This is a genomic window from Lysobacter sp. GCM10012299, assembly GCF_042649405.1.
Classification (GTDB): domain Bacteria; phylum Pseudomonadota; class Gammaproteobacteria; order Xanthomonadales; family Xanthomonadaceae; genus Lysobacter_J.
In genome coordinates, this window is the sequence record NZ_JBHRZC010000003.1 from 417,961 (window position 1) to 438,143 (window position 20,183).

Here is a 20,183-nt window from a genome sequence, read left to right on the forward strand (position 1 = left end):
TTGCGTGACTTTTGTCACAGAGCGGCGAGCAATGCCGCGCAACTTTCCCGACCTGCCATGGGCGCCCTCGCCCTCGGTAGACTGCGCCGATGCCCGATGCCCCGATGCCTGATTCGCCAGTCTGGCGACTGGCCCTGCCGCTGCCCCTGCCCCGCCTGTTCGACTACCTGCCACCCGCGGGCGAGGCGGCGGGCGCGGGCGACGTCGGCAGCCGGGTGCGGGTGCCGTTCGGCAGCCGCGAGCTGGTCGGCGTCATTGCCGACGTCGGCGCCGCGGGCGACGACGCGCCGCAGCTCAAGCACGCCCTGGCCCGCCTGGATCCACAACCGGTGTTCCACGGCGAGCTGCTCGAATCGCTGCGCTGGCTGGCGCGTTACACCCATGCCCCGCTGGGCGAGGTACTGGCGACCGCGTTGCCGGCCACCCTGCGTCGCGGCGAGGCGTTGCCCGATACCCACGCCTGGGCCTGGCAGCTGACCGAGGCCGGGCAGACGGCGCGCGAGCGCCTGCGCGCCGGCAAGCCACGACGCCTGGCGGACCGGCTGCAGGACGGTGCCTGCGACGAAGACACCCTCGACGACGAGCTCGGTGACTGGCGCAGCGCCGCCCGGGCACTCGCCAAGCGCGAGCTCGCCGAACGCATCGCCATACCGGTGACGTCGAAGGCGCCGGTGCCGCGGCCGGGCCCCACGCTCAATGGCGAACAGCAGGCAGCGGTCGATGCCGTGCTCGCCAGCCGCGACGGATTCGCCGCCCTGCTGCTCGACGGCGTCACCGGCAGCGGCAAGACCGAGGTCTACCTGCACGCCATCGCCGATTGCCTCGCGCGCGGGCGCCAGGCGCTGGTGCTGGTGCCCGAGATCGGCCTGACGCCGCAGACCCTGGCGCGGTTCCGCGCCCGCCTCGGCGTGCCGGTGCACGCCCTGCACTCGGGGCTGGGCGACGCCGAGCGCGCCCGCACCTGGGCCGCCTTCGCCCGCGGCGAGGCGCGGGTGGTGGTCGGCACGCGCTCGGCGGTGTTCCTGCCGATGCCCGACGCCGGCCTCATCGTCATCGACGAAGAACACGACGGCAGCTTCAAGCAGCTCGACGGCATCCGTTACCACGCCCGCGATTTCGCCCTGGTGCGCGGCAAGACCCTCGGCATTCCGGTGTTGATGGGCAGCGCGACGCCGTCGCTGGAAACCCTGCGCAACGCCCAGACCGGTCGCTACACGCACCTGCGCCTGCGCGAGCGCGCCGGCGATGCGCAGCCACCCAGCGTGCGCGTGTGCGACGTGCGCAAGCGCCCGCTGGAAGCAGGCCTGTCGCAGGAACTGCTGGACACGATCGGCCGTGCGCTCGATGCCGACGGCCAGGTGTTGGTGTTCAAGAACCGCCGCGGCTATGCACCCGTGCTGCTCTGCCACGACTGCGGCTGGAGCGCGCAGTGCCAGCGATGTGATTCGCCCATGACCGTGCACGCCGGCGGCCGGCGTTTGCAGTGCCATCACTGCGGCGCACGCCGGCCGGTGCCCAATGCCTGCCCGGACTGTGGCGGCTTGGCGCTGCAGGCACAGGGCGCAGGCACCGAACGCATCGAAGAAGCCTTGGCCGCGCGTTTCCCGGACGTCCCTGTGCTGCGCATCGATCGCGGCACCACCCAGCATCGCGACGCGCTGGAACAGCACCTGGCGCGATTCGGCACGCAGCGCGGCATCCTGGTCGGGACGCAGATGCTGGCCAAGGGCCATGACCTGCCGCAGCTGACGCTGGTGGCCGTGGTCGGCATCGACGAGGGGTTGTTCTCCGCCGACTTCCGCGCACCTGAAAAGCTCGCGCAGTTGCTGATCCAGGTCGCCGGCCGCGCCGGCCGCGCCGAACGCCGCGGCGAAGTGCTGCTGCAGACGCACCATCCCGGGCATCCGTTGCTGGCGACGCTGCTGACCGGTGGCTATTCCGCATTCGCCGAGGAAGAACTGGCGCAGCGCGAGGCCGCCGGATTCCCGCCGTTCGCGCACCTGGCGATGATTCGCGCCGAAGCCAAGCAGACCGAAGCCTGCGAAGCCTTCCTGCGTGCAGCGCGCGCGATCCTGCACGACACCGGCGCCGCACTCGACCTGCACGGTCCGCTGCCGGCGCCGATGCCGCGTCGCGCCGGCTACCAGCGCGCGCAGTTGCTGCTGTCGGCTGCGGATCGCCGCACCCTGCATTCGGCGCTGGATGCCGCGATGCCGGCAATCCATGCATTGCCCGATGCACGCAAGGTGCGCTGGTCGCTGGACGTCGACCCGGTCGATCTCTACTGATCGCTCGCCTTCACCGGCCAGACCCACGCCGCGAACACATAGAGCACCAGCGCCACCAGCAACGTCGCGCGCAGGCCGAACGCCATTGCCAGCAACAGCGCCAGGATCGCCGCCAATACCGAAGCACAACCGTTGAGCCCCCAGGCCCACGGCACGAACCCGGGCGCCGAGCGTGCCAGCCGCGCCAGCCCCAGCGGGAACGGCATCCCCATCGCGAACGCCATCGGCGCGATGCCGACGAGTCCGAGCAGCGTGCGCGCCGCCGGCGGCCATGACGCAGCGAACTCCATGGTGATGGCGAACATCGCCAGCTGCCACAGCAGCCCCAGGGCAATCGCGCGAACCGCCCAGCGTATGCGCAGTGCGATGGCCTGCGGCGACGCGTCATGCCGCGCGAGCCATTGCTGCGCCTGCAGGCTGCCCGCTCCGGCGAACAACAGCACGCCAGCGAGCCCCGCGGTGGCCGCCAGCAACGGATGCCCCACCAGCAACGTCAACCGCGACAGCGTCGCGATCTCGATCAGCAGGAATGCCAGGCCCAGCGCGGTGAAGTAGGCCGCGGCACGGGTGCGCGAGAGTGCAACGGGTTGCGAGGTGACGCCACGCGCCAGCACCCGCAGCGGCAGCAGCACCAGCAGCAAGGCCAACGGCAGTGCCTGCAGCAGCGCCGCCACCAGCAGCAGATAGCCCGAATCGAGCAGCACCGCACTGCCCTCCCCGCGCAGCTTCCACAGCTCCGGCAGGCTGCGCCAGCGGAAGTAGTGACCGAAGTACGGGCGGTCGTCGCTGGCAGGCTCGATCATGAACTTGTAGTCGTCGATGTACTGCTCCGCGCGCGGCGACAGCAAGGCATGTGTGCCATCGAACAGGTACGGTGGATCGAGGACGTGAAGATTGTTCGCCGGATCGATCCGGACGCCAGGGAGCTGCACTGCATCGAATCCGCGTGCCTCCGCGAACTTCGCCATCGCCGCGACTTCGGCCAGCGTGAAAGGTCGCCGCGACAGCAGCCAGGTGCTCGCATCCCAGTTGCGGATCGCGGCGATGTACTGGGACGGCATGGCGACGCCCTGCAAACGCAGCGCCCTGGCCATCGTCGCCACCAGCTTGAGTTCATCGCGCGGTGGCTGCTTGCTCCAGCGCGTGATGACGATCGTTCCCGTTGGCGACAGTCGCGCGAGGTAGTCGCCCATCGCTTCGACGGTCAGCGCGTACTGCTCGCTCGCCGACTGCACGCCTGCGCCGCCGCTGGCGAACGATTCGCCGCCGGCCAGCACGATGAGATCGTGTTGCCTCCGGTCAGCGCGCACATGGGCACGCGGTTCGGCCACGACGGTTCGCACGCGCGGATCGCGATAGAGCTGTCCGGAGTAGTGGGCTTCGTCGTCCCGCACCATTGCCAGCCGTTGCGCGGACAACTCGACCGCATCGACGCGGCCGGCACCCAACGCCAGCGCCTGCAGTACGTCCATGCCGCCGCCGGCGCCCAGCACCAGCACCGACCGCGGCTGTCGAGCGTGGTACGGCAAGGCCGACGTCATCGAATCGAGCCATTCGCGCGGCGGCGCACCGGTGCGGTGGGTGATCACCGACAAGCCATCGCCATCGGTGAACAGACCGCGCTGGGCCGGCGGCTCCCCCGCGAAGACCAGGCTCATCCCGGGCGCATAGCGCAGTGGCACCTGCGGGCTGTCGAGCACCGCCATCCAGCCATACGGTCCCCAGCGTTGCGCGGCCACATGCGCCTGCGGCAGCAGCAGCGCCTTGCTCAGTCCTTTGTACGGGTTGGGTTGCGGCAGCAGCACTTTGGCGGGGATCAATGCCACCAGAAGGACCGCCACCAGCAGCGCCACGATCCGCCGCCAGTTGACCCGCGAGACCAGGAACGCCGCCCAGACCCCGCCCAGTGCCGCCAGCACGAGGCCGCGCCCGGTTGGCAGCCACGCCAGCGCCAACGCCACCAGCGCGCCGACGCCCGCGCCGATCAGGTCGGCGCCGTACAGCGCCGGTATGCGCGCGCCATGCCGCGCGAATGCCAGGCCGAAACAGCTGGCCGCGAAGGAGAAGGGCACCGCCAGCACCAGGTAGAGCGCACCCAGCCACAGCAACTGGCGCGGATCCCAGACCAGTTCGAGGCCGTTGAACGGAATCGCGCGCGCGGCCAGCAGTGCCAATGCCGCAGTCACCGCGAACAGCAGCGAGCAGGCCACGAACACGCCTTCGAATCGCGGCGCCAGGTACTCGCTGCCGCGCCCGCGCAACCACACCGCAAGCCAGGTGCCACTCGCGCCGTGGCCGAGCAGGGCAAGGCTGATGATCATCACCGCGAACGGATGCCAGTGTTCGATCGCGAGCCAGCGCATCAGCAGCAACTGGTAGGCGAGCGCGGCCGCGGAGATCAGCGCGATCGCGAATGGCAATCGCCGGCCGGCTTCATCGGGAACGGCAACGCGGCCGGCCACGTGGGTCAGTGCCCGCCGGTCAGCGGCACGAACCGCACCGGCAACACCTGCCGTGTCCGTGCGCGCCCCTGCGCATCCTTCTCAACCAGCATCAGTGTCTGGGTGAAGAAGCTGCTGCCGACCGGAATGACCATGCGCCCGCCGGGCTTGAGCTGTGCCAGCAGCGGCGGTGGTATCGACGACGCGGCCGCGGTCACGACGATGGAGTCGAACGGCCCATGCTCCTTCCAGCCGTAGTAACCGTCGCCCTTGCGCGTGGTGACGTTGGGATGGCGCTTGAGCCGCTTCGCCGCCTGCTCCGCCAGAGGCGCGATGATCTCGATCGAGTACACCTGCACGTCGAACTCCGCCAGCACCGCCGCCTGGTAGCCCGAACCGGTGCCGATCTCGAGGATCTTCTGCCCCGCGCGCGGCCGTGCCAGCGTGGTCATCAGGGCGACGATGTACGGCTGCGAGATGGTCTGGCCGTGGCCGATCGCGAGCGGGCGGTTCTCGTAAGCGTGGTCGCGTTCGTTTGCCGGCACGTAGTCGTGGCGTGGCACGCGGGCGAGCACATCGAGCACGTCGCGGTCGATGCGCGCAGTCGTGCCGGCATCGGCACGGGCCTGCACTTCGAGTTCGGCGATCAGCTCCCGCCGCGGCTGCGCGTACGCGTCGCCCTGCCGTGCGTGCGCTGGCGTGCCGCACAGCGCCGCGACCAGCACGGCCATGCGCGCGATTCCGACGAAGGTGGCACCGCCCTGCATGGCGGCGAGTCTAGGAGTTGCCGCGTTACCCTTTCGGCAAGGGACGCGTGAAGGCCTCAGCCCTTCTTGGCGGCCTTGGTTTTGGCCCGCTGCCTGGGCCGGATCCACAGGATCTGGTTCTCGCGATTGACCTCGAACAGGCCCGTCGCCTCGATCAGGTCGCTGAGTTTGCGGAAGCCGTAATTGCGCGGATCGAACGAGGCCTGGTTGCTGATCTGGTGGCCGACCTGCCCCAGGTGCGCCCAGCCGTCATCGCCGCTGGCCGACTCCACCGCGCTGCGCAGCATCTGCAGCAGGCGGGTGTCGTCGCGCAGTTCCTTGGCCGTGCGTGGCTTGTTGGTGACTGCCGTGGCCTCGGTGCTCGGCTGCACCAGTGCTTCCAGATAGGTGAACTTCGAGCACGCGTTGACGAACGGCAGCGGCGTCTTCTTCTCGCCGAAGCCATAAACCTTCACGCCGTCGGTAAGCAGCCGCATCACCAAAGGGGTGAAGTCGGCATCGCTGGAGACAATCGCGAAGCCGTCGAGGTTGCGCGCGTACAGCAGGTCCATCGCGTCGATGACCATCGCCATGTCGGAGGCGTTCTTGCCGCTGCTGTAGGCGAACTGCTGGATCGGCCGGATCGCGTACTCGTGCAGCGTCGCCTCCCAACTCTTGAGGTGCGGGCTCTTCCAGTTGCCGTAGGCGCGGCGGACGTTGGCCACGCCATGGCGCGCCACCTCGGCCAGGATCACGTCGATCTTGGCCGCCGGTGCGTTGTCGGCGTCGATCAGCAGGGCAATGCGGCGCTCGGGTTCGGCCATGACACGCTTCCTGGCGGGAGGCTCGGAGGTTTGGGCGAGCCTACCCCACGGCGGCAACGACGGCATGACCTGGCCAGGCGCACGAATGTTAGCGCTACCATGATCTAATCGGAGACAATGGACCCGACACCGAAGCCACCGACACCATGACCAGCCAGCTCGAACAACTGCGCACCCTGTCCGCCGTCGTCGCCGACACCGGCGACATCGAGGCGATCGCCCGCTTCCATCCGCTCGACGCCACCACCAATCCCTCGCTGCTGCTCAAAGCCGCCTCGATCCCGGCCTATTCGCCGCTGATCGACTCGGCGCTGGCGCAGGCGCGCGGCTCCGACCTGGCCGAGCGCGTCGCCGACGCGTCCGACGTCCTGGCCGTCACCATCGGCACCGAAATCCTCAAGCTGATCCCGGGCCGCGTCTCGACCGAGGTCGATGCGCGCCTGAGCTTCGATACCGACGCCACGCTGGCCAAGGCACGCAAGCTGGTCGCGCTGTACGAGAAGGCCGGCATCGGCCGCGAGCGCCTGCTGATCAAGACCGCCTCGACCTGGGAAGGCATCCGCGCCGCCGAGCAGCTCGAGCGCGAAGGCATCAACTGCAACCTGACGCTGCTGTTCTCGTTCGCCCAGGCCGTGGCCTGCGCCGAGGCCGGCGTGTTCCTGATCTCGCCCTTCGTCGGTCGCATCCTCGACTGGCACCTGGCCAACGGCGGCGAGAAGCCGGCGACGCCGCAGGACGATCCGGGCGTGCAGTCGGTCACGCGCATCTGGCACCACTACAAGCGCCACGGCTTCAACACCGTGGTGATGGGTGCGAGCTTCCGCAACACCGGGCAGGTGCTGGCGCTGGCCGGTTGTGATCGCCTGACCATCTCGCCGGAACTGCTGGCCGAACTGGCCGCCAGCGAAGGTGGCGTGCCACGCGCATTGAATGACACGGGTGACCGCGCACCGGCACCGGCCGCGCTGGACGAAGCCGCCTTCCGCTGGCAGCACAACGAGGATGCGATGGCCAACGACAAGCTTGCCGACGGCATCCGTCGCTTCGCCGCCGACCAGCGCAAGCTCGAGGCTTTGCTGGCCGATCGGCTGCGCTGATCGCCCTCCGGCGTCGCGGCTTCGGCCGCGACGTGCCAACCTCGGATGGGCGCGGCTGAAGCCGCCCCCATCGGCTTGAGGCAAACTGTGCGCATGGATGCGACGACCCGGATCACTCCCGCCCACCGCCTGCGCAGCATCTTCAGCGGTTCGGTCGGCAACCTGGTGGAGTGGTACGACTGGTACGCCTACTCCGCGTTCGCGATCTACTTCGCGCCGCATTTCTTCCCCAAGGGCGACAGCACCGCGCAGCTGCTCGACACCGCGGCGGTGTTCGCGGTCGGCTTCCTGATGCGTCCGGTCGGCGGCTGGCTGATGGGAATCTACGCCGACCGCCACGGCCGCAAGGCGGCACTGATGCTGTCGGTGCTGCTGATGTGCGCCGGCTCGCTGCTGATCGCCGTGGCGCCCGGCCATGACAGCATCGGCCTGGCGGCTCCGGCCTTGCTGGTGTTTGCGCGGCTGCTGCAGGGTCTCAGCGTCGGCGGCGAGTACGGCACGTCGGCGACCTACCTGAGCGAGATGGCCGACGCTCGCCGACGCGGTTTCTGGTCGAGCTTCCAGTACGTGACGCTGGTGATGGGGCAGTTGCTCGCGCTAGGGCTGCTGGTGCTGCTGCAGCGGCTGCTGTTGACCGAGCAGCAACTGCACGACTGGGGCTGGCGGATCCCGTTCGTGGTCGGCGCGCTGTGCGCGGTCACCGCGTTGTACCTGCGGCGCGGGATGCAGGAGACCGAGTCGTTCGTCGCTGCGCGCAGCCATGACGTGAAGCGTCGCGGCAGCCTGCGGGTGCTGCTGCAACACCCGCGCGAAGTGCTGACCGTGGTCGGCCTGACGCTGGGCGGTACGCTCTCGTTTTATACGTTCACCACCTATCCGCAGAAGTTCCTGGTCAACACCGGCGGTTTCAGCAAGGCCGATGCCACCCTGATCTCGGCGGCGTCGCTGCTGGTGTTCATGCTGCTGCAGCCGGTGGTTGGCGCGCTGTCCGACCGCATCGGCCGGCGCCCGATCCTGATCGCCTTCGGCGTGCTCGGCACGTTGTGCACCTACACCATCCTCAGCGGCATCGCGGCGGCCAGCAGCGTCTGGAGCGCGTTCGCCTGGGTGATGACCGGGCTGGTGATCGTCAGCGGCTACACGTCGATCAATGCGGTGGTGAAAGCCGAGTTGTTCCCGGCGCACATCCGCGCGCTCGGCGTCGGGCTGCCGTATGCGCTGACCGTGTCGGTGTTCGGTGGCACGGCCGAGTTGCTGGCGCTGTGGTTCAAGAAGATCGGTCATGAGTCGTATTTCTACTGGTACGTGACGGCATGCGTCGCGGTGTCGCTGTCGGTGTATGTGTTCATGCGCGACACCAAGCACCATTCGCGCATCGACCGCGACCAGGACGATGTCCAGCAAGGAGCAGCCAAGGCATGAGTTCGCGTCCGCGCATCGTGGTCGTCGGTGGTGGCTTTGGTGGCCTCTGGGCGACGCGCGCATTGTCCGGTGACGATGTCGACATCACCCTGATCGACCGTCGCAACCATCATCTGTTCCAGCCGCTGCTCTACCAGGTCGCCACCGCCGGCCTGTCCTCGCCCGATATCGCCGCGCCGCTGCGCCACATCCTGCGCAACCAGCGCAATGTCGAGGTACGCCTGGGCGAAGTCACGGGCATCGACACGCAGGCGCGCGCGGTCTCGCTCGCAGATGGCGAGCAGCTTCCGTACGACTACCTGCTGCTCGCCAGCGGCGCCACGCACGCGTACTTCGGCCACGACGAATGGAGTGGCGACGCGCCCGGGCTGAAGACGCTCGACGATGCGCTGGCGATACGCCGCCGGCTGCTGCTGGCATTCGAGCGCGCGGAGGCGTGCGACGATCCCGACGAGCGCGCCGCATGGCTGAGCTTCGCCGTCGTCGGCGGCGGCCCGACCGGCGTCGAACTGGCCGGCACGCTGGCCGAGATCGCACGGCACACGCTCAAGCGCGAGTTCCGCAACATCGATCCGTCGCAGGCGCGCGTGCGGCTGATCGAAGCAGGTCCTCGCGTGCTGGCGTCGTTCCCGGAGTCGTTGTCGGCCAAGGCGCAGCGGCAGCTGGAGAAACTTGGCGTCGAAGTCGTGACTGGCACGCCGGTCAGCGCGATCGATGCGCGTGGCTTCACCCTCGGCGACCAGTTCGTGCCGGCGCGCACCGTGCTGTGGGCCGCCGGTGTCGCCGCCTCGCCGCTGGGCGCCCTGCTGGGGGTCGAACGCGATCGCGCCGGACGCGTGCCGGTGGCGCCTGACCTGAGCGTGCCCGGGCATCTGGAGATCTTCATCGCCGGCGACCTCGCCAGCGTCGTGCAGGACGGCAAGCCCGTGCCCGGCGTGGCACCGGCGGCCAAGCAGATGGGAGCGCACGTGGCCACGGCGATCCGCGCGCGTCTGGCCGGCAAGGCGGCACCGGAGTTCCGCTATCGCGACTTCGGCAACCTGGCAACGATCGGGCGCATGGCCGCGGTGGTCGACCTGCACGGGTTCAAGCTGTCAGGGCTGCTGGCGTGGTGGTTCTGGCTGGCTGCGCACGTGTTCTTCCTGATCGGCTTCCGCAACCGGATCATCGTGCTGATCAACTGGGCATGGGCGTACTGGAGCTACCAGCGGCACGCGCGGATCATCCTGGGGCAGGACAAGCCAGATGGTCATCCCGGCGAAGGCCGGGATCCATCTTGATCGTCATCCCGGCGAACGCCGGGATCCAGGCCCTCAGCCTTCGACGAGGCCGTGACTCCGCAACCTTGATGCTCCGACACTGGATCCCGGCCTTCGCCGGGATGACGGTGACGGGGTGGCGGCGTGAAGATGGCTGCAAAACAAAACGGCCCGGTTTCCCGGGCCGTTTCGCAGATCGCATCGCTGATGCTTACGCCGCGAACAGCGCGCGCATCTTCTTGAGCGCGTTCGCCTCGATCTGGCGGATGCGCTCGGCGCTGACGCCGTACTCGTCGGCCAGCTCCTGCAGCGTGATCTTGCTTTCGTCGTCGAGCCAGCGGCGCTTGATGATGTCGCGCGAACGCGCATCGAGTTCCGACAGGCCTTCGCGCAGCAGCGCCAGGTGGCCGTCTTCTTCGTCTTCGCGCTCGTAGGTCTGCGAGGGATCCTCGCCGTCGGCGCGCAGGTACGCGACCGGCGACGGCGGTGCGCCATCGTCGTCTTCGTCCGGCGCATCGAAGCCGATGTCACGGCCCGACAGGCGCGATTCCATCTCCAGCACTTCGCGCTCGGAGACGTTGAGGTCCTTGGCGACCGCGCGCACTTCCTCGGCGTTCATCCAGCCCAGGCGGGTCTTGGACTTGCGCAGGTTGAAGAACAGCTTGCGCTGCGCCTTGGTCGTGGCGACCTTGACGATGCGCCAGTTCTTGAGGATGAACTCGTGCATCTCGGCACGGATCCAGTGCACGGCGAACGACACCAGGCGCACGCCCTGGTCGGGGTCGAAACGCTTCACCGCCTTCATCAGGCCGATGTTGCCTTCCTGGATGAGGTCGCCGATCTGCAGGCCGTAGCCGTTGTAGCCACGGGCCACGTGCACGACGAATCGCAGGTGCGAGTGCACCAGCTCACGGGCGGCATCGAGGTCTTCTTCTTCGCGGAAGCGACGGGCCAGCGCCTGCTCGTCCTCGACGGTCAGCACCGGGATGCGGTGCACCGCGTTGACGTAGGCGTCCAGCGAACCGAGCGCGCTCGGTACGGGGATGTTGTTGGCGACCAGCGCAGTGGACAGGCCGCTATTGGTAAGGCTGTTCGTGGTCATGGCAGGCATCTTAGCAGTCGGGTTGTAGGACTGCTAAAGGGCCTGGAAGTTCCGCACTGTTGCGGTGACAGAACAATGGGACTGTTCAGGTTCGGGACCGAGCCGCAGGCGTAGTCAGATGGACAGGTCGGCCCTAGGCGGGAGCGACCAGTCGATTCCGTCTTGCCCGCGCCGCTGCAGGTACTCGTTGGCGGCCGAGAAATGGCCACAGCCGAGGAACCCGCGGTGGGCCGACAGCGGCGAGGGGTGCGGCGCCCGCAGGACCCGGTGGCGGCGCGTATCGATGACCTTGCCCTTGGCCTGGGCGTAGCTGCCCCAGAGCAGGAACACCAAACCCTCGCGTTCGCGGTTGAGGGTGTCGACGACGTGGTCGGTGAATCCCTCCCAGCCCTTGCCCTGGTGGGCGCCGGCGCGGCCTTCCTCGACCGTCAGCACGGCATTGAGCAGCAGCACGCCGCGCTGCGCCCACGGCAGCAGGCAACCGTGGTCGGGCCGGGCGATGCCCAGGTCGCGCTCGATTTCCTTGTAGATGTTGAGCAGCGACGGCGGCACCGGCACGCCGGGCAGCACCGAGAAGCACAGGCCATGGGCCTGGCCGTGGCCGTGGTACGGGTCCTGGCCGAGGATGACGACCTTGGCCGCGTCGAACGGCGTGGCGTCGAAGGCGGCAAAGATGTTCGGGCCGGGCGGGTAGACATGGACGCCGGCGGCCTTGCGCTCGCGCAGGAAGGTCGACAGTGCTTGCATGTCCGGGCGCTGCAGGTAGTCGCCTACCCGCTCCTTCCAGGAGGGCTCCAGGGCGATCCTGTGCCCCCCTCGTTCACCACTGTCGTTCATGCGTCCAGTGTCGCCTGCTCCGGCAGGCGCGACAGTCGCAGCTGGAACAGCGTCTTGGTGATCAGCAGGCGCTCTTCGATCGGCTTGAGCACCAGGTCATTGGCGCCGGCACGCAGCAGCGCGCTCTGGTTGTGGGCGTTAGCGTCGCCGGTCATCACCAGCACTGGCAGGCGGCGCTTGCCGTGGCCAAAGTCCTGGCGCAGGCGCTCGAGCAGGTCGTTGCCGCTGAGCGCGCCCTTCAGATAGACGTCGGTCAGCACGAGGTCGGCGCCGATGTCGTCCTGGCCGCGGCGCGTCTCGAGGAATTCCAGCGCTTCCTCCACACCGATGAAGTGCAGCACGCTCAGGCCGGCGCGTTCGAGCATGCGCTTGGTCGCCAGCGCGACCACCTTGCTGTCCTCGACGTAGAGCACGCGCGCGCCCGGGATCGGTTGCGGTTGCACGTAGCCGCGGATGAACGCCGCCAGCGCAGTGTGACCCAGCGCCTTGTCGAAATAGTCGGTCACGTCTTCGGTGAAGCTGCGCGATTCCAGGTGCGACTGCGCATCACCGGACACCACGATCACCGGCACATAGGCCTGGCCAGCCGACTCGCGAACCGCGCGTGCCAGGGCGATGCCGTCGCCGTCGGGCAGCGACAGCGAGGTGGTGACCAGGTCAACCGCGCCGGCTTCGAGCGCGGCGCGTGCCTCGGCGATGCCGGCACAGGGCACCACCACCGCATCGGCAAGTTCGCGCGTCAGCACGTCGCCTATGAGCTTGCGCACCAGCTTGGAACCGTCCACCACCATGATCCGCGGCGCGGTGCTGGCGAGGTGGCGAAGATCGTGGGAGGTCATGCGTTCACTGCTTACGAAATGGGCCGGGTCTGGCGCAGGTAATGACCGGTCACGAGACCGGCGCCGATCCAGCCGAGCAGGCCGGACCCGAAAACAATCGCCGCCGCCTGGCGCAGGTCGAAGCCTTGCAGGGTGAAGCCGCTGCCATAGCTGTGGGCGAGGTCGGCCAGCGGAGCGCGCAGTGCCTGGTCGGCCGCGGTCAGCAGCGCCAGCGCAATCGCGCCTGCGACCAGGCCGTAGCTCAGGCCCAGGTACAGGAACGGGCGACGAGTGAAGCCGTCGGTGGCGCCGAGCTGCTGCAGCACGGCGATCTCCTCGCGACGCGACTGGATGTCCAGGCGCACCGTGTTGCCGACCACCAGCAGTGCGCCCAGGCCTAGCAGCGCGGCCAGCACCCAGGCCAGGCGCACGCCGAAGCGCAGCCAGCTGTCCAGGCGCTGGCGCCAGCCGGCGTCGTGCTGGACGACGTCGACCTCGGGCAGCGTGCCCAGCGAAGTGGCGAGCAGGGCCTCGTCGCCCTTCGGGCTGACGATGAGGACGCTCGGCAGGGGATTTCCTTCAACGGCGGAGATGGCTTCGCCCAGTCCGCTGCGTTCGCGCAGCTCCTGCATGCCCTGCTCGGGCGTGCGCAGTTCGAGCGCGGCGACGTCGGCGCGGCCACGCAGCTCGTCGGCGAGCGCACGGGCGCGGTCGAGCGCAACGTCCGGCTTGAGGAACAGACTGATCTGGCGCGCCTGCTGCACCGAGCCAGTGAACCGCTCGATGTTGCCCAGCGCCGCCCACAGGCCCAGCGGCAGCGTGATCGCCACCGCCATCACGCCGATGGTCAGCGCGGTCGCCCAGGGCTTGTGGAACATGCGGCCGAGGCTGGCGACCAGGCTGTAGAGATGGTGGTCGAACCAGGTGCCCAGGCGCGAACGCGGCGGCTGCGGGCGCGCCTTGGCCGCGGGCTTGCTCGCTTCCGTCGACGGCGCGCTCACTGGGCCAGGTCCTGCGGCGAGATGTCGTCGACCAGGCGGCCCTGGTTGAGCACCAGCACGCGCTTCTTCATGCGCTTGACCAGCGCCAGGTCGTGGCTGGCGACGAGCACGCTGGTGCCGCGCTCGGGCAGCGACTCGAACAGCGCCATGATTTCGGCCGACAGGGTCGGGTCGAGATTGCCGGTGGGCTCGTCCGCGACCAGCAGGCGCGGTTCGCCGACGATGGCGCGGGCGATGCCGACGCGCTGCTGTTCGCCGGCCGACAACTGCGTCGGCAGTGCTTCGGCGCGCGCGCCCAGGCCGACCTTGTCGAGCACGCTGCGCACGCGCTTGCCGATGTCGCCGCGGCGCAGGCCGCGCAGGATCAGCGGCAGGGCGACGTTGTCGGCAACGCTGCGGTCGGCGAGCAGGCGGTGATCCTGGAAGACCACGCCGACATCGCGACGGTGCAGGGCGATGCGACGGCCGCGCACCTTGAGCAGGTTGCGATCGCCGAACAGCACGGCGCCGCGGCTGGGCCGCTCGGACAGATGGATGAGTTTGAGCAGGGTGCTCTTGCCGGCACCGGAATGGCCGGTCACGAACAGCATTTCGCCCGGCGCCACTTCAAAGCTGACTTCGCTCAGCGCGTCGTGGCCGCCGCTGTACCGCTTGCTGACATTGTCGAAGCGCAGGACGCTCATCGCTCACCGGTGCTGGCTCATGCCGCCAAGTATCGGTGGCGCGGGCGAGGAAGGCCAGCGGCGGAAATAAAACCGCGACAGAGATCGTGAAAGTCCCTTCTCCCGCTCGCGGGAGAAGGTGCCCGGAGGGCGGATGAGGGTAGCCCTCACCCCAACCCCTCTCCCGCAAGCGGGAGAGGGGCTTTGTGGCGTCAGTGCTGGCTGCGCGGTGCGCGCGTGATCAGCGACTTGAGGCTGCGGCCGATGCGGTTGAGCAGGCCCGGCTTCTCGCCCGACACGGCGGCCTTCGGCGGCTTCTGCGCGTGGACCTGGGTGGCCTTGCCGCCCTGCTGTGCCGGTGCGGCGGCGACGGCGGCTTCACCGTTGCCCTCGACGCGCTTGCCGCCACGACGACGACGACGCTTGCGCGGCGCGCGCTCGGCATCGGCCAGGCCCGGCGTCGGCGCGGTGGCAGCGGCTGCGGCCGGAGCGGCCACGACCGAAGCACCCGCCTCGGCCACGGCTGCAGCGGCACGCGGCTTGCGCTCGCCACGCGGTGCGCCGCCTTCACGACGCTCGCCAGGACGACCCTCGCTACGACCGCCGCTGCTGCGACGCGGACCGCCGGCACCACTGCCACTGCGACCACCCTTGCCGCCACCACGACGCTCTTCATCGGCCGCACGCTGTTCGCGTGCTTCCTTGAAGATCGCGCCGATGCTTTCTTCTTCCTCGCCCGGCTCGCCGGCCGGCACTTCGCGCGGGGTACGCGGCAGCGCGACCAGCAGGTCGGGTTCGACCGCCACCACCGGCAGCTTCTGCTCGATGTAGGCCTCGATGTCCGGCAGCGACATCGCATAGCGCTCGCAGGCGAAGCTGATCGCGTCACCTTCCGCGCCCAGGCGGGCGGTGCGGCCGATGCGGTGGACGTAGTCCTCGGCATCGAACGGCAGGTCGTAGTTGTAGACGTGCGAGACGCCGTCGATGTGCAGGCCGCGCGCGGCCACGTCGGTGGCGACGAGGATCTCGAGCTGGCCCTTCTGGAACTTGTTGAGCAGCGACTCGCGCTTCTTCTGCGGCACGTCGCCCGACAGCACGCCGACGCGGTAGCCGCCGCGCTCGAGCGCACGGGCAACGCGTTCGACGAACGCCTTGGTATTGACGAACACCATCGTGCGCGCGCCCTCGCTGCGCGACAGCAGGCCCAGCAGCAGCGGGATCTTTTCCTCGTCGGCCGGGAAGTAGACCTTCTGGCGGACCTTGGCGGCGGTGATGAACTCGGTCTCGACGACCACCTTCTCGGGCTCGTTCATGTGCTCGTACGCCAGCTCCAGCACGCGGTGGCTGAGCGTGGCCGAGAACAGCAGCGTCTGCCGCTCGGTGCGGATCGGCATGCGGCGCAGGAGGAAGCGGATGTCCTTGATGAAGCCCAGGTCGAACATGCGGTCGGCTTCGTCGAGCACGCAGACTTCGCAGGCGTGCAGCGAAACGACCTTGTGCTGCTTGACGTAATCGATCAGGCGGCCGGGCGTGGCGATGATGACGTCGGCGCCCTTCTGCAGCAGCTCGCGCTGCTTGTCGTAGTCGACGCCGCCATAGACCAGGGCGAACTTCAGGCCGAGGTCGCTGCCGAACTTGACCGCGTCCTTGTGAATCTGGATCGCCAGTTCGCGCGTCGGCGCGAGGATCAGCGCGCGCGGGTCCTCGGGCTTGCGCTCGGCCAGCGCCGGGCGCGTCAGCAGGCGGTTGATCACCGCGACCAGGAACGCCAGCGTCTTGCCGGTGCCGGTCTGCGCCTGGCCGGCGACGTCACGGCCGGTGAGTGCGATCGGCAGCGTCAGTGCCTGGATCGGCGTGCAGCGGGTGAATCCAGCGGCTTCCAGTCCGGCCAGCAGGCTCGGATGTATGTCGAAGGAGGAAAAGGAAATATCGGTTAGGGGCTTGTCGCTCATCAGCTTTCAGTCTGTCCGCGGGACCGTGCTATCTGCGGATTGCAGTTTTGCACCGGTGCGCTTGCGTGGGTGGCGTCCGCATCGCAGACTGCCGGGGCCGGTCCCTGAGAGGGTCATTCCCACTAGGGCCGGCTCGGTTCGGTGTCGGCGGCGGGCTTGAAGTCGCCGCGAAACGCCCCAGTTTACCGTAACGCCCGATCCGGCACCGCCGGTCCCGGGCCGGCCCCAGCCGGGCCGGCGGCCCGTGCCGCTGCCCGGCCGTCGATCCAACCCGCAGGAGAACCCCGTGAGCGAGAAAATTTTGCACGTCGGCGATGCCGATTTCGATGCCGCCGTGCTGCAGTCGTCCGAGCCCGTCCTGGTGGACTTCTGGGCGGAATGGTGCGGCCCGTGCAAGATGATCGCCCCGGCCCTGGACGAGCTGGCCGCTGCCTATGAGGGCAAGGTCAAGATCGCCAAGGTCAACGTCGACCACAACCGCAACACGGCGATGAAGTACCACGTGCGCTCGATCCCGATGCTGCTGCTGTTCAAGAACGGCCAGGTCCAGGCCACCCAGATCGGCGCGGTGGGCAAGGCCCAGCTGAGCCAGATGATCGACAAGGCGCTCTGAGGCCGGGCTCCGGCCCGAACGCCCCTTCTGTTGAGCCCCCCCGCTGCGCCCGCCCTCCGGGCGCAGCTCCGCCGGCCTCTCCGGCGATGTGAACGCCCCCTGTCCGGACGCTTGCCGCCACGCTTTGGCAGTGCTAGTTTCGTGTCACCCGGCGTTATGTAGACCTGTCGCGTGACCAGTCGCGGCGCCGCACCCCCTCTGATAACCCATCGTCCCTGACGTCCCGCTCGCCGTCTGCGAGCGCTCGCCTTAGCGAGGAATCCCTGCTTGTCCGATAACACCCCCGACGCTGGCGACACCGCCGAAAAGCGCGTGCGCAAGCCGCGTGTGAGCAAGGCCGCCGACAACGCCGCCGCCGCACAGACCCAACTCGAAATGCCCAGCGCCCCGGCGCCGCGTGCGGAAGCTCCGCCGCCGGCAGCCCCGGCCCCCAGCGCGCCCGCTCCGGCCGCCGCTCCCTCCGAACCCCGCGCCGATGGCGCCCCCGCCCAGCAGGGCGAAGGCGGCCAAGGCCAGCGTGGCCAGGGTGGCCAGCACCAGGGCCAGGGCCAGGGCGGCCAGAACCAGAACCGCAACCAGGGCCAGGGCGGCGGCCAGCAAGGCCAGCAGCAAGGCCAGGGCCAGGGTGGCGACGAAGGCGGCCGCAACAACCGCCGCGACCGTTTCCGCAACCGCCGTGACCGCCAGCGCGACCGCTTCCAGGGTGGCATGGAGGACGACGGCGGCAACGGCGAGCAGTTCGTGCCGCGTCCGCACCCGCAGGTGCCCGAGGGCTTCCCGCAGTACTCGCTGGGCGACCTCAAGCGGATGCCGGCGAACAAGCTGCTCGACCTCGCCGACACGCTGCAGATCCAGGAAGGCGTCGCCCGTGCCCGCAAGCAGGACGTCATCTTCGCCCTGCTCAAGGTCCTGACCCGCCATGGCGAAGGCGTCGCCGCCGACGGCGTGCTGGAGATCCTGCCCGACGGCTTCGGCTTCCTGCGCTCGCATGAAGCCAGCTACCTGGCCGGCCCGGACGACACGTACATCTCGCCCAGCCAGATCCGCCGCTTCAACCTGCGCACCGGCGACCATCTGTCCGGCCGCATCCGCTGGCCGAAGGACGGCGAGCGCTACTTCGCCCTGGCCGTGGTCGACACGATCAACGGCGAGCCGCTGGAAGCGAGCAAGAACAAGGTCCTGTTCGAGAACCTGACGCCGCTGTTCCCGCGTCGCAAGTTCCGCCTGGAGCGTGGCGACGGTTCGACGGAAGACATCACCGGCCGCATCCTCGACCTGATGGCGCCGCAGGGCAAAGGCCAGCGCGCCCTGATCGTCTCGCCGCCGAAGGCCGGCAAGACGATGATGATGCAGCAGGTGGCCACGGCCATCACGCACAACCACCCGGACGTGCACCTGATCGTGCTGCTGGTGGACGAGCGTCCGGAAGAAGTGACCGAAATGCAGCGCACCGTGCGCGGCGAAGTGGTCTCCTCGACGTTCGACGAGCCGGCAGCGCGCCACGTGCAGGTCGCCGAAATGGTGATCGAGCGCGCCAAGCGCCTGGTCGAACACAAGCGCGACGTGGTCATCCTGCTCGACTCGATCACCCGCCTCGCCCGCGCGTACAACAACGTCGTGCCGTCGTCGGGCAAGGTCCTGACCGGTGGTGTCGACGCCAACGCCCTGCACCGCCCGAAGCGTTTCTTCGGTGCCGCGCGCAACGTCGAGGAAGGCGGTTCGCTGACCATCATCGCCACCGCGCTGATCGACACCGGCAGCAAGATGGACGAGGTGATCTACGAAGAGTTCAAGGGCACCGGCAACTCGGAAGTGCACCTGGACCGTCGCATCGCCGAGAAGCGCGTCTACCCGGCGATCAACATCAACCGCTCGGGCACCCGCCGCGAAGACCTGCTGATCGAGCCGGAGCTGCTGCAGAAGATCTGGATCCTGCGCAAGCTGCTGCACGGCATGGACGAGATCGGCGCGATGGAGTTCCTGCTGGACAAGATGAAGACCAGCAAGTCGAACGACGAGTTCTTCAGCTCGATGAAGCGCTGAGTTTTACGCCTGATGCAACCAAAACGCCCCGCAATGCGGGGCGTTTTTGTTGGTGCCGGCGGAGGAATCAGCCGCCGATCGGCGTCAGCAGTTTCGGTCCGGTACCGAGCGGCTGGATCGTGCCTTCGGCCACGGCGTCGGCGCCCAGGGACGTGTCGATCGCGCCCAGCCAGGGCGCGCTCTGGCGCGGGCCTGGCACGTAGCTGTCCCACTGTCCGTACTTGACGGGCTTGACCGGGTCCAGGAAAAAATCGACCGGTACGCGCACGAGCCAGAACGGCTCGTCGACGTCCTCGCCGCGGCTGGGCGGATTGAACGACCACTCGGCGGCACCGCGCACTGCAGCCTCGCCGAGCGCGCGGCGCCAACGGTTCATGCCGGCCTCGCTGTCGATCACTTTCAGGTTCACCTGTTCGGCGATGGCGTCCTGCACGAGGCCGTCCCTGCCGACGCGCACCATGACGAAAACGGTGCCGGCAACGCCCGCGCGCGCGGCGTCCATCGGATAGCGCGGTGGCTTGAGCGAGCGGCTGCTGAGGTCGCCTTCCGCATTGGGCTTGCCGAAGTTGCCGGAGGCGATCCTGACCTCGAATGCCTTGCCGTCTTCGGTGCGCTTTGCGGCCAGCCGGATACTCATCGCGGTGCGTGCCGGCACCGGCTTGCCTGCCACCAGGATCGGTTCGAACTTCCAGGTCGCAGCGGCCTTGTCGAGAATGCTGGTCACCACCGGCGGCAGCTCGTCGGCGCGGTCGAGCACGTAGCCGCTGACGCGACCATCGGGTTCGATGTCGACCGTGCCCTTCACCAGCAGCGTCGACTCGACCTGCTTGCGCACTGCGGCGGGGCCTGCGGCGACGGCCGTGCCGAAGCACGCCATCAGGGCCAGTGCTGCGATTGATCTCAAGACGTTCATTGCGCGTCCCTGTGCAAGGTCAAGATTCACCGCGCCGATAGTAATTCTTAAAGGCCACGAGTGTGCGTCAGGGAACTTCGGCATTCGTCACAGACGGCAACATGGCCAAGGCCCCTTGCCACGTGGTGCAGCTACAGCAAGACACTGGCAACCCTCCCTTTCAGA

The 20,183-nt window shown here is 68.7% G+C and carries 15 protein-coding genes and 2 pseudogenes; 6 read left to right on the plus strand and 11 right to left on the minus strand.

Annotation, left to right across the window (positions count from 1 at the left end; all coding sequences use genetic code 11):
* The first annotated feature begins 104 nt into the window (after positions 1-104).
* Entirely contained in the window at positions 105-2,288 is a 2,184-nt protein-coding gene (locus tag ACFOPO_RS09890) for a primosomal protein N' (protein WP_386703035.1), read from the plus strand.
* Here the strand turns inward: ACFOPO_RS09890 and ACFOPO_RS09895 are convergent.
* From ACFOPO_RS09895 to ACFOPO_RS09905, 3 genes are read right to left on the minus strand one after another with little or no spacing between them, the layout of a single operon-like run.
* Entirely contained in the window at positions 2,282-4,750 is a 2,469-nt protein-coding gene (locus ACFOPO_RS09895; protein WP_386703036.1) for a spermidine synthase, read from the minus strand. The two genes, ACFOPO_RS09890 and ACFOPO_RS09895, sit on opposite strands and share 7 nt — an antisense overlap.
* Before the next feature lie 5 nt (positions 4,751-4,755).
* The gene (locus tag ACFOPO_RS09900; RefSeq protein WP_386703037.1) at positions 4,756-5,496 is read right to left on the minus strand and encodes a protein-L-isoaspartate(D-aspartate) O-methyltransferase; all 741 of its coding nucleotides are present in this window, start codon (positions 5,494-5,496) and stop codon (positions 4,756-4,758) included.
* 56 nt (positions 5,497-5,552) lie between these two features.
* Entirely contained in the window at positions 5,553-6,299 is a 747-nt protein-coding gene (locus ACFOPO_RS09905; RefSeq protein ID WP_386703038.1) for an NYN domain-containing protein, read from the minus strand.
* 146 nt (positions 6,300-6,445) lie between these two features.
* On the opposite strand from ACFOPO_RS09905, the gene tal reads away from it, so the two are divergent.
* The 3 genes from tal to ACFOPO_RS09920 all read left to right on the plus strand — a co-directional run bounded on the left by tal (position 6,446) and on the right by ACFOPO_RS09920 (position 10,098).
* A complete protein-coding gene (tal, locus tag ACFOPO_RS09910) occupies positions 6,446-7,396 on the plus strand; it encodes a transaldolase (RefSeq protein ID WP_386703039.1) in 951 nt (316 codons plus the stop codon).
* 93 nt (positions 7,397-7,489) lie between these two features.
* Positions 7,490-8,818 (plus strand): MFS transporter, encoded by a 1,329-nt coding sequence (locus tag ACFOPO_RS09915; protein WP_386703040.1) that lies wholly within the window; start codon positions 7,490-7,492, stop codon positions 8,816-8,818.
* On the plus strand, positions 8,815-10,098 hold the full coding sequence (locus ACFOPO_RS09920) for an NAD(P)/FAD-dependent oxidoreductase (RefSeq protein WP_386703042.1): 1,284 nt from the start codon (positions 8,815-8,817) through the stop codon (positions 10,096-10,098). The genes ACFOPO_RS09915 and ACFOPO_RS09920 overlap by 4 nt, the downstream gene beginning before the upstream one ends.
* Before the next feature lie 190 nt (positions 10,099-10,288).
* On the opposite strand, the gene rpoH is transcribed toward ACFOPO_RS09920, so the two are convergent.
* The 7 genes and pseudogenes from rpoH to rhlB form a co-directional block, all read right to left on the minus strand.
* The gene (gene rpoH / locus ACFOPO_RS09925; RefSeq protein ID WP_386703044.1) at positions 10,289-11,179 is read right to left on the minus strand and encodes an RNA polymerase sigma factor RpoH; all 891 of its coding nucleotides are present in this window, start codon (positions 11,177-11,179) and stop codon (positions 10,289-10,291) included.
* A gap of 114 nt (positions 11,180-11,293) precedes the next feature.
* Positions 11,294-12,016 carry a uracil-DNA glycosylase gene (gene ung / locus ACFOPO_RS09930; RefSeq protein WP_386703045.1) on the minus strand — a complete coding sequence of 241 codons (723 nt, stop codon included), beginning with the start codon at positions 12,014-12,016 and terminating at the stop codon, positions 11,294-11,296.
* Positions 12,013-12,369, minus strand: a pseudogene (locus ACFOPO_RS09935) (response regulator); the annotation flags it as partial. The gene ung and the pseudogene ACFOPO_RS09935, both read right to left, overlap by 4 nt.
* Positions 12,348-12,855, minus strand: a pseudogene (locus tag ACFOPO_RS09940) (response regulator); the annotation flags it as partial. The pseudogenes ACFOPO_RS09935 and ACFOPO_RS09940, both read right to left, overlap by 22 nt.
* Before the next feature lie 11 nt (positions 12,856-12,866).
* Complete coding sequence (gene ftsX, locus ACFOPO_RS09945) at positions 12,867-13,835, minus strand: permease-like cell division protein FtsX (protein ID WP_386703046.1); 969 nt, start codon at positions 13,833-13,835, stop codon at positions 12,867-12,869.
* Complete coding sequence (ftsE, locus tag ACFOPO_RS09950; protein ID WP_200607623.1) at positions 13,832-14,518, minus strand: cell division ATP-binding protein FtsE; 687 nt, start codon at positions 14,516-14,518, stop codon at positions 13,832-13,834. Before ftsE ends, ftsX begins: the two co-directional genes overlap by 4 nt.
* A 191-nt stretch (positions 14,519-14,709) precedes the next feature.
* On the minus strand, positions 14,710-16,449 hold the full coding sequence (rhlB, locus tag ACFOPO_RS09955; protein WP_386703047.1) for an ATP-dependent RNA helicase RhlB: 1,740 nt from the start codon (positions 16,447-16,449) through the stop codon (positions 14,710-14,712).
* A 286-nt stretch (positions 16,450-16,735) separates the two neighbouring features.
* On the opposite strand from rhlB, the gene trxA reads away from it, so the two are divergent.
* Together trxA and rho are read left to right on the plus strand one after the other, a co-directional pair.
* The gene (gene trxA / locus ACFOPO_RS09960) at positions 16,736-17,062 is read left to right on the plus strand and encodes a thioredoxin TrxA (protein ID WP_200607627.1); all 327 of its coding nucleotides are present in this window, start codon (positions 16,736-16,738) and stop codon (positions 17,060-17,062) included.
* Positions 17,063-17,329: 267 nt separating this feature from the next.
* The gene (rho, locus tag ACFOPO_RS09965; protein WP_386703048.1) at positions 17,330-19,105 is read left to right on the plus strand and encodes a transcription termination factor Rho; all 1,776 of its coding nucleotides are present in this window, start codon (positions 17,330-17,332) and stop codon (positions 19,103-19,105) included.
* A 67-nt stretch (positions 19,106-19,172) separates the two neighbouring features.
* On the opposite strand, the gene ACFOPO_RS09970 is transcribed toward rho, so the two are convergent.
* Complete coding sequence (locus ACFOPO_RS09970; protein WP_386703049.1) at positions 19,173-20,018, minus strand: energy transducer TonB; 846 nt, start codon at positions 20,016-20,018, stop codon at positions 19,173-19,175.
* Positions 20,019-20,183: the final 165 nt, after the last annotated feature.

Coding starts and splice junctions, on each gene's coding strand:
- ACFOPO_RS09970 (WP_386703049.1), bottom strand. CDS start 20,018: ATGAACGTCTTGAGATCAATCGCAGCACTGGCCCTGATGGCGTGCTTC.
- ACFOPO_RS09920 (WP_386703042.1), top strand. CDS start 8,815: ATGAGTTCGCGTCCGCGCATCGTGGTCGTCGGTGGTGGCTTTGGTGGC.
- ACFOPO_RS09890 (WP_386703035.1), top strand. CDS start 105: ATGCCTGATTCGCCAGTCTGGCGACTGGCCCTGCCGCTGCCCCTGCCC.
- ung (WP_386703045.1), bottom strand. CDS start 12,016: ATGAACGACAGTGGTGAACGAGGGGGGCACAGGATCGCCCTGGAGCCC.
- rpoH (WP_386703044.1), bottom strand. CDS start 11,179: ATGACCACGAACAGCCTTACCAATAGCGGCCTGTCCACTGCGCTGGTC.
- ACFOPO_RS09900 (WP_386703037.1), bottom strand. CDS start 5,496: ATGCAGGGCGGTGCCACCTTCGTCGGAATCGCGCGCATGGCCGTGCTG.
- ftsE (WP_200607623.1), bottom strand. CDS start 14,518: ATGAGCGTCCTGCGCTTCGACAATGTCAGCAAGCGGTACAGCGGCGGC.
- rhlB (WP_386703047.1), bottom strand. CDS start 16,449: ATGAGCGACAAGCCCCTAACCGATATTTCCTTTTCCTCCTTCGACATA.
- ACFOPO_RS09915 (WP_386703040.1), top strand. CDS start 7,490: ATGGATGCGACGACCCGGATCACTCCCGCCCACCGCCTGCGCAGCATC.
- tal (WP_386703039.1), top strand. CDS start 6,446: ATGACCAGCCAGCTCGAACAACTGCGCACCCTGTCCGCCGTCGTCGCC.
- ACFOPO_RS09905 (WP_386703038.1), bottom strand. CDS start 6,299: ATGGCCGAACCCGAGCGCCGCATTGCCCTGCTGATCGACGCCGACAAC.